At 63.8% G+C, this 12,885-nt stretch carries 12 protein-coding genes and 2 pseudogenes; 12 read left to right on the top strand and 2 right to left on the bottom strand.

Translation table 11 applies throughout. The annotated features are described in order from the left end of the window. Positions 1 to 342: 342 nt before the first annotated feature. The 11 genes from QX073_RS22670 to QX073_RS22720 all read left to right on the top strand — a co-directional run bounded on the left by QX073_RS22670 (position 343) and on the right by QX073_RS22720 (position 11,154). Positions 343 to 1,989, top strand: coding sequence for a ShlB/FhaC/HecB family hemolysin secretion/activation protein (locus QX073_RS22670; protein ID WP_315718495.1), 1,647 nt, complete (start codon positions 343 to 345; stop codon positions 1,987 to 1,989). Then, positions 1,989 to 3,986, top strand: a complete 1,998-nt coding sequence (locus tag QX073_RS22675; protein ID WP_315718483.1) for a MotA/TolQ/ExbB proton channel family protein — start codon at positions 1,989 to 1,991, stop codon at positions 3,984 to 3,986. The genes QX073_RS22670 and QX073_RS22675 overlap by 1 nt, the downstream gene beginning before the upstream one ends. Positions 3,987 to 3,990: 4 nt before the next feature. Continuing rightward, positions 3,991 to 4,395, top strand: a complete 405-nt coding sequence (locus tag QX073_RS22680) for a biopolymer transporter ExbD (RefSeq protein WP_315718484.1) — start codon at positions 3,991 to 3,993, stop codon at positions 4,393 to 4,395. 83 nt (positions 4,396 to 4,478) lie between these two features. Then, complete coding sequence (locus QX073_RS22685) at positions 4,479 to 4,892, top strand: hypothetical protein (protein ID WP_315718485.1); 414 nt, start codon at positions 4,479 to 4,481, stop codon at positions 4,890 to 4,892. Continuing rightward, entirely contained in the window at positions 4,889 to 5,644 is a 756-nt protein-coding gene (locus QX073_RS22690; protein ID WP_315718486.1) for a TonB C-terminal domain-containing protein, read from the top strand. Before QX073_RS22685 ends, QX073_RS22690 begins: the two co-directional genes overlap by 4 nt. A gap of 38 nt (positions 5,645 to 5,682) precedes the next feature. Beyond that, positions 5,683 to 7,557, top strand: a complete 1,875-nt coding sequence (locus QX073_RS22695) for a putative porin (protein WP_315718487.1) — start codon at positions 5,683 to 5,685, stop codon at positions 7,555 to 7,557. Between the two features lie 3 nt (positions 7,558 to 7,560). Next, a complete protein-coding gene (locus tag QX073_RS22700; RefSeq protein WP_315718488.1) occupies positions 7,561 to 8,160 on the top strand; it encodes a hypothetical protein in 600 nt (199 codons plus the stop codon). Further along, entirely contained in the window at positions 8,157 to 9,212 is a 1,056-nt protein-coding gene (locus QX073_RS22705) for a peptidylprolyl isomerase (RefSeq protein WP_315718489.1), read from the top strand. Before QX073_RS22700 ends, QX073_RS22705 begins: the two co-directional genes overlap by 4 nt. A gap of 66 nt (positions 9,213 to 9,278) precedes the next feature. Next, entirely contained in the window at positions 9,279 to 9,806 is a 528-nt protein-coding gene (locus tag QX073_RS22710) for a YbjN domain-containing protein (protein WP_315718490.1), read from the top strand. A gap of 7 nt (positions 9,807 to 9,813) precedes the next feature. Continuing rightward, a complete protein-coding gene (locus tag QX073_RS22715) occupies positions 9,814 to 10,674 on the top strand; it encodes a lytic transglycosylase domain-containing protein (protein WP_409998037.1) in 861 nt (286 codons plus the stop codon). A gap of 6 nt (positions 10,675 to 10,680) precedes the next feature. Further along, positions 10,681 to 11,154, top strand: a complete 474-nt coding sequence (locus tag QX073_RS22720) for a hypothetical protein (protein WP_315718491.1) — start codon at positions 10,681 to 10,683, stop codon at positions 11,152 to 11,154. 124 nt (positions 11,155 to 11,278) lie between these two features. Here the strand turns inward: QX073_RS22720 and QX073_RS22725 are convergent, their stop codons facing one another. After that, complete coding sequence (locus tag QX073_RS22725) at positions 11,279 to 11,449, bottom strand: hypothetical protein (RefSeq protein WP_315718492.1); 171 nt, start codon at positions 11,447 to 11,449, stop codon at positions 11,279 to 11,281. 104 nt (positions 11,450 to 11,553) lie between these two features. Here QX073_RS22725 and QX073_RS22730 point away from each other — a divergent pair. Further along, positions 11,554 to 11,663: pseudogene (locus QX073_RS22730) on the top strand (DUF1989 domain-containing protein); the annotation flags it as partial. A gap of 16 nt (positions 11,664 to 11,679) precedes the next feature. On the opposite strand, the pseudogene tnpC reads toward QX073_RS22730, so the two are convergent. Further along, a pseudogene (tnpC, locus tag QX073_RS22735) lies at positions 11,680 to 12,572 on the bottom strand (IS66 family transposase); the annotation flags it as partial. Positions 12,573 to 12,885: the final 313 nt, after the last annotated feature.

Raw genomic sequence — 12,885 nt, forward strand, 5'->3', positions numbered from 1 at the left:
ATCTCCTCACGGAGCGTGACGGCGCTGGATCGCCGTAGCTTCAGAACTACAAATGTAGCGCACGGACTACGCCGGAGGCGCTTGCCCGGCGGCTCATCGCGGTCGTTCTGCGAACGGATTGACAGTCTGCGAATCGGCTCGGTCGAACTCGGCATTCGTTAAAATTCCGATTCAGTCTCTTGAGGGGCCGGTCGTCTTTCCTGCTGAGGCACCATGCTCGCGGCTTCCTGCCGTGGCGTCATGGGCGTGCCCGAAGGTGAGCGGAAGTCCGTGCGGGTCAGAATTGGTTACGAGCGTGGCAGGCGCTCGCCTTCGCGGCCGGCATGGATCGGCTCGGTGGCCATGCTCCTGTCGGTGGCAGCTTTTGCAGGCGGCAGCGTCGCGCCGGTTCGGGCCGAGGCTGCGGCAGCACAGCAGCCGCCGACTGGCGCAGCCCTGGCCAAGCCGGCGGCTGGTCCGCTACAGCGCTTCGATATCGATGATTTCGCCGTCCAAGGCGCCGAGAAGCTGGCACAGGTCGACCTCGAAGAGGCTATCTATCCTTTCCTTGGTCCGAACAAGACGGCAGACGATGTCGAGAAGGCGCGCGCGGCGCTGGAGAAGGCCTATCACGACAAGGGGTTTCAGACCGTCTCGGTCGAGGTCCCACCCCAGAATCCGTCGAATAAGGTCGTCATTCTCAAGGTGAGAGAGCTCAAGGTCGGCCGGCTCCGCGTCAAGAACTCGCGCTACTTCGATACTGACAAGATCAAGGACGGGGCGCCTTCGCTCAAGGAGGGCACCGTCCCGAACTTCAACGACCTCACCAAGGATATCTACGCGCTCAACCAATGGCCGGATCGCCGGGTGACGCCGGCACTGCGCGCCGGCGTTGCGCCTGGAACTGTCGATGTTGACCTCACCGTCGAGGATAAGGCGCCGATTCACGGCAGCCTCGAAGTCAACAACCGTCGTTCCGGCGATACGACCGCGACCAGGGCGATCGCCACGGTTCACTACGACAATCTCTGGCAGCTCGGGCACTCCCTGACGCTCAGCTATCAGGTCGCGCCGCAGCGTCCGAAGGACACGGAAGTGTTTTCCGCCTCCTATCTGGCGCGCCTGCCGGTCGATTGGCTGGCGTTGCTGGCTTACGCCGTGAAGTCGAACAGCGACGTCGCCACGGTCGGCGGCACTAACATCGTTGGCCCCGGCCAGATCGTGGGTACGCGTGCGGTCATGACGCTGCCGGGCCGCGATGGGTTCACGCAGACGCTGTCGGCCGGCGTCGACTACAAGCATTTCTTCCAGCTCGTCTCCCTGAACGGCGGCGGTTTCGCGTCCCCGGTCACGTATTTCCCTGCCGTGGCCAGCTATACGGCAACCTTCCAGGGCGAGAAGTTTACGACGCAGTTCAACGCATCGCTGACGTCCAATCTGCGGCCGCTGTCGAGTGATCATGTCGCGTTCGACAACAAGCGCTATGCGGCGTCCGCGAGCTTCACGCATGTGAACGTCGACGTTTCGCACACCCAGGAGCTGCCCGAAGGCTATCTGCTTTGGGGCAGGCTGCAGGGACAGAAGGCGGATGGGCCACTGGTCTCGAGCGAGCAGATCAGCGCCGGCGGCCTCGACACCGTGCGCGGCTATCTGGAATCGGAAGCACTGGGCGACGACGGCATCATCGGCAATATCGAACTGCGCAGCCCCGACATCGGCGCGATGCTGCAGAAGCAGATGAAGGACGAGACCGGGCAGGGCGCGCCGCGCTTTACCACCTTCAACGAGACGCGGCTGTTCCTGTTTGCCGATGCCGGTCTGGTTCACACCCAGCGCACGCTGCCGGATCAGACGTCGCAAACGGACCTCTGGAGCTATGGCGTCGGCACCCGCTTCAAGATGTTCAACGCATTCAATGGTGTGTTCGCGCTGTCGGTCCCGATGACCAACCAAACCTATACCCGCGCGGGCAATCCGCGCCTCAATGTCCGGCTCTGGGGCGAATTCTGATGATCATGGAACGCGAGGACAGGCGAGCGAGCTGCTGTGGGAGAGTTGCGAAGCGCGTCGCCGCGAGGCTGTTCGGTGTGGTCGCCGCATTGGCGATTCTGTCGTCGCCGGCAAGTGCCTGGTGGAACGACGAGTGGCAGCTGCGCAAGAAGATCGGCATCGATGCGAGTGCTGCCGGCGCCAACATCACCGATCCGATCGGCACGACGCCTGTCCTGGTGAGGCTGCATCCCGGCAACTTCCGGTTCAGCGCTACCAAGGACGACGGCAGCGATCTCCGTTTCGTCGCCGGCGACGACAAGACCCCGCTGAAGCACCACATCGAAAAATATGACGCGCTCCTGGGCGAAGCGCTGGTCTGGGTCTCGGTGCCGAGCCTGCCGTCGGGCGCCAAGACGGAGATCTGGCTCTACTACGGCAACAAAAAAGCTGTGCCTGCTGCGGATGCCAAGGGCAGCTACGATCCCGATTTTGCCCTCGTGTACCATCTGGCGGAGCGGGGCACGCCTGCGTTGGACTCCACGGTCTGGGGCAACAACGCGCAAAGCGTCGGACAACCGGCGGAGGGCTCCCTGATCGGGACGGGCCTTCGGCTGGACGGGCGCACGCCTCTCATGCTGCCGTCATCATCGTCGCTGGCGACGGCCGCCGATGCCGGCTGGACGTTCTCGCTGTGGATCAAGCCGGCGACGCTGCAGCCCAATGCAGCGCTGTTCAGCCGCCGCAACGGCGGCAGCGGCATCGTGATCGGCCTCGACAATGGCGCGCCATTCGTAGAGATGACCAATGCCGGCTCCGCGCAGCGGACTTCGGCAGGTGCGGCGATCGCTCCGGCGAGCTGGCATCATCTGGCCGTCGTTGCAGCCGGCGGCAGGATCTCGCTCTATCTCGACGGCAATGCCTACGCAGCGCTTGATGCGAGTCTGCCAGAGCTCGACACCACCGCGCAGATCGGTGGCGGCGATGCCGCGGCGGCCAGCCAGGCTGCCGCTCAACCGGCTTCCGCTGCGGCACCCGGTGATGCGGCCTCGGCGGATGCGAATGGTGTGCCGGAAAGTACCAATGATGCTACCGTCGCGGCGAGCCCGACGTTTGCGGGATTCGTCGGCGACGTCGACGAGATCCAGATCAGCAAGGTCGCGCGCCCGGCAGGTTTCATCCGCATCGCTGCGATCGGTCAGGGGCTGGATCAAGGCAAGCTCGTCACGTTCAGCGTCGACGAGGAGACGGCAAGCTGGCTGTCCGGCTATTTCGCGGTCATTCTGAAGTCGGTCACGCTCGACGGATGGGTGGTGATCGGAATCCTGCTGGTCATGGCCGCGATCAGCTGGATGGTTATGTTCGATCGCGCCTCTTACTTGAGGCATCAGGCGAAGGCCAATGCGCGCTTCCTGAAGGTCTATCGCGATCCGAAGTTCGACCTCGCCATCTTCGGCAGTGGTGATGCCGAGGCCGTCGCGTCGCTCGCGGGCGGCATCGGCAAGCGCGATACGATCGTGCTGCGGTCATCGTCGCTCTATCGTATCTATCGCATTGCAGCCGACGAGATCCAGCGACGTTCGGCCCGAAACGCCCAGCCTTACCTTTCCGCCACGTCGATGGCCGCGATCCGTGCTGCTCTCGACGGCGGCGTCGTCAGGGAGATCCAGCGCCTGAACCGGCTCATGGTGATGTTGACGATCGCGATCTCGGGAGGACCGTTCCTCGGTCTGCTCGGAACGGTCGTTGGTGTCATGATCACCTTCGCTGCGATTGCGGCGAGCGGTGACGTCAACGTCAACGCCATCGCGCCCGGCATTGCCGCGGCGCTGGTCGCCACCGTCGCGGGGCTCGGCGTCGCGATCCCGGCCTTGTTCGGCTACAACTACCTCATCTCACGGATCAAGGATCTCACCGGCGACATCCAGGTGTTCGTCGACGAATTGGTGACGCGGCTCGCGGAGCTTCATTCCGCGGATCAGCCGGATCCGGTCGAGCGCCGCATGGCGGCGGAGTAGCGCCATGCAGATCAATACCGACTCCAAGCCCTATGACGACATCAACATCACGCCGATGTTGGACCTCGCCTACGTGCTGCTCGTCATCTTCATTATCATGACGACGGCGACGGTGCAGGGGCAGAAGGTCAATCTGCCGAAAGCGTCGGCGGCGCCGAGCCTCGCGACGCAGACGACCAAGGCGATCACCGTGGCCAACGACGGCAAGATCTTCCTCGACACCATTCCGGTGACCTTGCCGGAGCTCGAGCAGCGCCTGATCCAGCAGAAGGCATTGACGCCGGAATTTCCGGTGGTGCTGCGCGGTGATGCGCAAGCGCAATATCAGAGCGTGATGGACGTGCTCGACCTGCTGGGCCGCATCGGCCTGACCCAGGTCGGGCTTGCGACCAAGCCGTTGGTGAAGTGATCGAGGTGGACCAGATCATGCGCAAACGGCCTCCGCATCATCCGCCTGGTTCGCATCGCCCTGAAGCTGGCGTGCTCGTGCACATGCGTGAGCTCATCCTGCGGCGGCGGATGCAATTGCTGCCAGCGCGGCCTGAAGGGGAGACGGCGCTGAGTGAATGCGACGAGTCTGCTGCTGTGCTGCCGTTTCCGGTCCGGAGCGAAGCGCTGCTCGCCAGCCTGGTGCCGACACTGCGCGGCCTCTACGTCAGTGGAGAGGATGAGAGCGACCCGTTTCTGATGACCATGTCGCACGGTCCGCGGCCGCGATTGTCGATCGATCGCGACGCCTATGTCGAGCTTCGGCACCAGCCCGAGGCGTTCCTCCTGAAGATCGCCGCCGCGCCGGATTCGAAGATCACGTTCGAAACGCCGGATTTCACAACGCTGGTGAAGTTCGTGCTGCAGTACATGGCCGAGCGTCATGGTGAGCCCAGGCCGGGCGGGAGCTTGTCGTGAGCAAGCTCGAGAGCGGCTGTCAAGCAGCGGCCGAGCCGGCGCGAGCCGGTGCCCAACCAAGCCGGTTGCGCTCGTCGCTGAGTCTGACCGCAAAGATCATGGCGATCGCATTGCCGTTGGGCGGTGTCGCCTATTGGGTTCTCGCCCAGCGCGATCAGCCGCCTCCGCCGCGTCAGGTTCACGAGATCACGCTGCTCAACATCACGCCGCCGCCTCCACCGCCTCCGCCCCCGAAGGTGGCACCGCCGGTCGAGCAGAGGATGATCGAGCAGCAGAAGATGGCGGAGCCGGAATTCAAAGAGGACAAGCCGCTCGACAAGCCGCAGGACAAGCCGGTCAAGGACGCCAAGGACGATCAGCCGCCGGGCCCGCTGTCGCTCGACGCCAAGGCGACCGGCCCCGGCGATCTGTTCGGTCTCGGCGGCAAGCCCGGCGGCAGCCCCTATGGCGGCGGCGGAGGCGGCGGCGGGAGCCGCTGGGGATGGTACGCCTCGATCATTCAGCAGCAGATCGAGGCGGCACTGCGCGCCAACGACAAGACCAAGAAGGCGGTCATCAGAGTGCAGATCAGCCTTTGGGCCGACAGCTCCGGACGCGTCAGCCGCGTCCAGCTGCTCTCGTCAACGGGGGACGCTGCGTTGGATCAGGCGCTGCGCGACGACGTTCTCGGCAGTCTGACGCTGCGCCAACCGCCGCCGAAGGACATGCCGATGCCGATCGTGACACGCGTCACGGCGAGCCGGCCGAGCTGATTTCCGTCAAACACGACGAACTAAAAGGACTGGGGACGATGTTCGAGACTTTTCCAAATGCACGCCGATGTGCGCTTCTGATTGCCGCCTCGCTCGCGGTGGCCGGTAGTGCCGCTCCGGCATTTGGCCAGACTTCCGATCAGGCCACAGCATCCGAGAAGAAGTCGGGCTCGACCAAACCGAGATTGTCCGATGCCCGTCCGACCTCGCCGAACGCCACGATCAATCTCGTCCATCTCCTGGTCAAGCAGGGCGTCCTCACCGAGGACCAGGCGGCGGGGCTGATCAAGCAGGCCGACGACGAAGCCTACATCGCGCGCCAGGCGGCGAAGAACGCGTCGACCAGAGCCGAGGAAGCCGCCAAGGCTGCCAATGCCGCGGCGGCGGCGACCGAGCCGAACGGGACGCGGCACGTCACCTACGTGCCGGAAGTCGTCAAGCGGCAGCTGCGTGAGGACATCAAGCGCGAGGTGATGGCGAAGGCCGAGCACGAGAACTGGGCGTCTCCGGGCAAATACCCGGAATGGGCGCAGCGCATCCGCTTCTACGGGGATATTCGTGCCCGCTACCAGGGCAGCTTCTTCCCGACCGGGAATGATCAGCTCGATGCGTTCAACTTCAACACCGTGAACACAGGCTCTCCGTACGACATGGCGAGTGCCTACAATCTGCCGACTTACAACGCCTCCAAGAACCGCAACCAGGTCAAGCTTCGCGCGCGCCTCGGAATGGAGGCGGATCTCACTAACGGCTTCTATGCTGGACTCCGCATTGCCACGGGAGAGTCGAATTCTCCGGTTTCGACGAACCAGACAATGGGCGGCGGTGGTTCGAATTTTTCCAAGTTCGGGCTGTGGCTCGATCGGGGTTACCTGACCTATCAGGCATGGGACCGGGACCTGGTTGCGTCGGTCGGACGTTTCGATAATCCGTTCTGGTCGCCGACCGATCTCGTCTGGCATCGCGATCTCGGTTTCGACGGCTTTGCGCTACAGGGCAAATATCGCGTGTCCGAGAGCTTCACGCCGTTCGGCGTGATCGGCGCCTTTCCGATCTTCAACACCGACTTCAACGCTGGTACCAATCTGACGCAGCTGGACTCCAAGTTTGCAAGTCACGACAAGTGGCTGTTCGGCGCGCAGGGCGGCTTTGCGTCGCGTTTTGATCCACTGCACGAATTCCGGGTCGCCGCTGCATTCTACGATTTCGAGAACGTGCAGGGCCAGCCTTCCGAGCCTTGCTACGTTCAGTCGAGCTCGGATGTCTGCAACACGGACCAGACGCGGCCATTGTTCGCCCAAAAGGGAAACACCTACACTTTGCTGCGCAACTTCCAGGTGGGCTCCTGGAATAATTACGGCACGACGGGTCTCTATCAATATTTCGGTCTGCTGCAGAAATACCGGCCGCTGACGGTGAGCGCATCGGTCGATCTCGGCGACTTTCATCCCTATCACATCGTGATCGATGGCGAGTTCGTCTGGAATACGGCCTTTAATCGGGCGCTCACTGCCGCCGGCACCGGCCTCGCCGCAAGCACCGGCATCACGGCGCCCGGCATGGCGCTAAACAATCGCGCAGCCACGTCGAACGGACAGACCATCGGCCCGTTCAATGGCGGTGATAAAGGATGGATGACACGTGTTACGGTCGGCAACAAGGAGATCAAGCAGCTCGGCGACTGGAATGTCCACGCCGGCTACAAATATTTGGAGTCCGACGCCACGCTCGATGCGTTCGTCGATTCCGATTTTGGTCTCGGTGGCACCAATCTCAAGGGCTATTTCCTCGGCGGCAGCTACGGTCTCAGCCCGAATGTCTGGGCCTCGCTGCGCTGGATGAGTGCCAATAGCATCGGGGGCGCGCCCTACGCGGTCGACGTGCTGCTCGTCGACCTTAACGCGAAGTTCTGACCCATGCGCAAACGTTGGATCGTCCACAGCATCGCAGCTATCGCCTGCATGCAGGTGAGCCTCGCATACGCCGCCGACAGCGACGCCGACAAGCTGCGCGAGGCGTTGCGCGCGGCCACCATGCAGACGCGCCAGTTGGAGGACCAGCGCGCCGCGCTGCAGGCGAAGCTTGCCGACGCCGACAAGGAGAAGGCCGCCGCCAAGGTCCAGATCGAGGCTGCGAAGGCCGAGACCCGCAGGGTCGAGAAGCGCGAGCGCGAGATGACGGAGGAGTTCAACCGCCGCCTCGCGGAGCGCGACGAGACCCTGGACAAATGGAAGGCCGCCTATGAGGAGGCGGCCAGCGTCGCCCGCGATCGCGACGCGGCGCGCGCCAAGTTCGAGGCTGACGCCAAAGCGTACAAGGCATCGACCGACAGCTGTGTTGCCAAGAACACGCAACTGATCAAGCACGGCCAGGATCTGCTGCAGCGTTATCAAAGTGTCACCATCGGCGACACAATCGTGGCGCGTGAGCCCGTCCTCCGCTTTCGGCGGGTCGAAATCCAGAACGCGATCCAAGATCTCCAAGACAAGATCCTCGACCAGAAGGCAGCACCATGAGCTCTTCATCGTTCGGCAGCACAGTCCGGCTGCGATCGTTCCAGGTTTCCATGCTCGCCGCGGCGCTGGCCTGCGCCCCCTTGGTGGCTTCGGCGCAGACCGCCCCACCGCGTCCTGCTGCGCCGGCCGTCAAGCCGAAGCCGTCAGCACCGGTGGCGGCCACGGCCGCGCAACCTCCGGCCTCGACGCCGGTGCAGAGCGTCGCATCCGGCAAGGGCACGGGAGGCGATGACGTCATCGCGCGCGTGGGTGGCACCAACGTCTCCGCCGACGAGATCCGCGGCTATGTCGCCGCGCTCGGGCCGCGCGAACGCGCTGCGTTCGGACAGGATCCGGGCCTGCTCAGCCAGGCCGTTCGCATGATGCTGGCCAATCGGATTGTGCTGCAGGAGGTCGTCGCCAAGAAGTGGGATCAGCAGCCGAACATCGCCGAACAGCTTGACCGCGTGCGCGAGAACGCCGTGGTGGAGCTGTATCTGCAGTCGGTGTCGACACCTCCCGCCGGCTTTCCCAGCGAGGACGAGCTGCAGAAGGTCTATGATGCCAACCGTGCCGCCCTGCTGATGCCGCGCCAGTTCCAGCTGGCGCAGATCTTCGTGCCGCTGACAAAGGATTCCGACAAGGCGGCCGAGGACAAGAGCAAGAAGACGATCGAGGACATTCAGCGTAAGCTGAAAGCGCCGGGCGCCGATTTCGCGGCCCTCGCCAACGACACCAGCGAGGTCAAGAATGGCGGCGATTTGGGCTGGATCGTCGAGAGCCAGATCCGGCCGGAGATCCGCACCAGCGTGATGGAGCTCGCCAAGGGCGCCGTGTCGGAGCCGATCAAGCTCGACGATGGCTGGCACATCCTCAAGCTGGTGGACACCAAGGCGTCCTACACGCGGACTTTGCCCGAGGTCCGTGATGCGCTCGTGCAGCAGATCCGCAACGAGCGCGCGAGCGCGCTGCGGCGCGCCTATCTCGCCGAACTCGTGAAGCAGCATCCGCCTGTCATCAACGAGCTCGCGCTGTCCAATCTGCTCAGCGAGCAGGTCTCGGCGGCGAGATAGCGCCGCTATGTCTTCTCGCGCTGCCGGCACGCCGGCCGTCCTCTCGTTTCTTCGCCGGAGCTTCTGATGTCCGACACCATCATCGACAGGCTGCCCCTCGATCAGCTGCGCGAGCAGTTCCAGCACGCGGGCTACCGCGTCGAAACACTGACCGATCCCGCCGCGAACGTGTCCTATCTGCGGTCCGCGACCAACGGGATCGCATTCGACATTCGTCCCGGCAATATGGTGCCCGGCGACGAGCAGGTCTTCGTCGATGTCGCGCTGACTGCGGTCCTGCATGTGCAGGGTGAGATGCCGCTCGATCTCGTCAATCGCTGGAACGCGACGCGCCGCTTTGCGCGCCTGCAATTCAGCCCGCCCTTCCTGGCTTTGTCGCTGGACATCTCCCTGGCGGGCGGCGTTTCGCCGGACCATGTACGCGGACAGATCGAGATCTGGGATCAGCTCGTGCAGCAGCTGGTGTCTTTCCTCCGTGAGGAGATCTCAGCCCTTGCCAAGCCGAAGCAGGCCGACGATGCCCAGATGGCGACGACGACCGCGTCCGCAAACGGCCACATCGCTGATGCGGGTCCGGCTCGTCCAGTGCAGTAGCGCGCGCATGGGGGACAGCGTGAGCATCGATCCTGGTAGGCCAAACGCGGCCATACCGTGCGACCGCCGCAGGGGTGTGCTCGCAGCCGTCGCGATTGCACTGGCGGGGGCCGTCTCGGCCGTCCCGTTGCACGCGGAGCCGGCTGCGGAGGATCGCGCCACTCGCGAGAGTGATGCTGGCTCTGGAGCAACGCTGAACGTTGTCGCCAGGCCGCCAGTGGCTTCTGCACTCGCAAAGCCAGGATCATCCTCGTCTCCTTCCCTCGGCACGTCTTCGAATGCAGGTCAGTCAGACGCACTCGGCACCTATCGGGCGTTGATCACCAAGGAGGCTCGGAACTCAACACTTGCGCCGGAGATTGCCGAGGCGGTCATGGCCGTGGAGAGCGGCTACAACCCCGACGCGATCGGCGGCTCCGGCGAGATCGGCCTGATGCAGATCATGCCGTCGACGGCGCGGATGCTGGGGTTTATCGGTAGCAATGCCGAGCTCGCGGTGCCCGAGACCAACATTCACTATGGTGTGCTTTACCTGGCCCAGGCTTGGCGTCTCGCCGGCGGCGATCTCTGTACTGCCACGATGAAATATCGCGCCGGTCATGGCGAGACGCGGTTCTCCTATCTGTCGGTCAACTACTGCCTGGCGGTGCGGGCCAAGCTCGCCGCCCGCGGCTTCGCCGTGACCGGCGAGGTTCCGACGGCGACCTTCGGAGCGCCCGGCAGCGCCGGTTCGAGCAGCGTTGTGCGCGCTGCAGGCGCCTGTGGCCGCCGCTGTCTCATCGGACCGGCGACGGTCGGCCGTGTCGATTTGGCATCCCTCAATGCGAGACTCAGCACGCTAGTCGTGCAGGCGCGCGCGGGCAGGTGACAACCCATGCTGTTCTTGAGCCGATGGCCCATCCCGGCAATGACAACCGTTCCTGCCGTGATGTTGCTCCTCGTCAGCGGGCCTTCCATCGCTGCCGAGCCGCAACTTCTTCCGCCGGTGACGGTGGACCTGCCTGATCGCCCGCCAGCGAGTCCGCTGTTGCCGGGATCAGGGGACGCGGCCGCGGCTCCAGTGCTGGGTGGTCGCATGGCGACGTCTGGCGACAAACCCGAGCGCTGCACGGGCAATGCATCGGCACAGCCTCGCACGTTCGGCTGCATCAACGAGAGCCTCAGGCGCAAGGTGGACGCCGTGAACCCCGCCGAAAACCAGACGCCGATCGACGCGAGATCATCCGATCTCAAAGTCGGCACCGTGAACATTCCCGCGGTACGGCAGCAGTATGGAGCCAATTTCGGACGCTCGGTCGTGCCGTATCGGCCTACGGCGGTGTTTCCTTCGGGCTTGGGGCGACGCTGAGCGGGCGTCGGACGTTCCACGCCCGACATGTCTGCCGCAAGTGCCTCTCGTCAGGGGGCTGCAGAGTCGAGTCTTCGCGAAAATTGGGTTCCACTCTGCGCGAAGCTGCTTCAGTCTAGCTCGCTTATTCCGACCCGGCCTCTCTCAGCGGAAGGCCCATCTCGGCGGCGCGCTGCTTGCGATCTTGCCGGAGGAATTCATTCTCTCGCGCTTCAAATTTAGCGAGTTCGTCGCGCAACGTCTTCAGGAAACGATCGCGCTTGGTCAGGACAATTGAGAGTTGGGTGGACTCCATCGGACCTCGCTCCGGACCTCCGTACCCCACTATTACAAATTTATGAATAGCTGGCAACGACCAACGTTGAGGCTCGTCATCGGACATTCGATCACTCCGGTTCGCGGTACGGCCTGAGCAAGCGCGACGTCGTCTGCAACCTGAACTTCTTCATGAACGTGCCGATCGAGACTTCCGGCAATTCACTGTGCTCGACGGCCCCTCGATACCGGGAACAGTGTCGACGTGACCGCGGAGATCACGTCGTAGAACCTGCGTCGCGTGTGGCTCCAGCACGCTGCGAGCGTGATGCCCTCCTTATCGGCCCGCTGCTCGAAGCCAGCGTATCCATCGACATGCAGGATGCCCTTGAAGGCAGCAAGATGTGCGGCTGGACGTTCGGCTTTGCGGTCCGGCGCGAACAGATAGATGGCTGCCGGAGGTTCGGGTCCGCTCCACGGCCGTTGCTCGCGGGCATAGATCCAGAGCCGCCCCCGTCTTGGTTCGTCCGCGGCCAGGATCGAGTACTGGGATCGGCGTGTCATCGGCGAACAGATGGTTGGAGGCGAACACGTTCTTGCAAAGTCGCTCGTGCAAAGCCTCGAGCCACCAGCATGCACCACCAGCCCAGCCAGTCAGCGTCGAGCGGCGGAGATCGATACCATGACGGTGGAAGATCTGCGACTGCCGATAGAGCGGAAGGTGATCGCAGTATTTGCTGATCAACACGTGCGCGAGCAGCGCGGGGGGCGCCAGGCCGCCAGCGATCAACCAGTCCGGCGCGCCGGCTTGCACGACCTTGTTGCCGGCTCGGCAGGCGTACTTCGGACGGGGTAGTGCGCACGACGCGAAGCTGCGCCGGGACCCAATCCAGCATCTCACTGACACTCTCGCCGATCATATGAAGAGTACCTCCACAGCAGCTGCAGAGTCTGCTGTCGACGTCGAGGAGAACATCTTTTCTCTGCAGGTGATCTGGCAGCGTGCGACGTCGCGGTGGTGCTTTGGTTTCCGGAGCGAGCCTTGGTTGCGCTTCCTCGACGCGGCCGATGTCGCTGTCAAGGTCCTCAAGACCGAGCGTAAGCTGGTCGGGATCGAAGCGCTCGGAGCTGCGTCCGAACTGCATTCGCTGCAGCTGTTTGATGATTGGGCAACACGACACGGCGAGCTTGGAGCGTTTCTTATTCGCGATGCCGAACTGCGCGCGCCAGCGGAACAGCAGCCTGGTGACGATGCCGTGCTTGCGCGCGAGGGCAGAGACCTTGCGCCTGGTAGCTCGGTTTCCCTGGCGATCCCGAGCGTTTCCTCGCCGCTGAAGAAAGCGTCGAACCGGTGCCGGCGGCGCTGCCGGATCGCCGATTTCGGCAGCCGTCAAGCGGCGTTCGGGCTGTGAGTTCCTAGCACTAGTGCTAACGGCCGGACGGGCGGAGGGATGAAGATGGGCGCGCCAGTCGATC

The sequence above is a fragment of the Bradyrhizobium sp. SZCCHNS3052 genome (assembly GCF_032484495.1).
Taxonomy (GTDB): Bacteria; Pseudomonadota; Alphaproteobacteria; order Rhizobiales; family Xanthobacteraceae; genus Bradyrhizobium.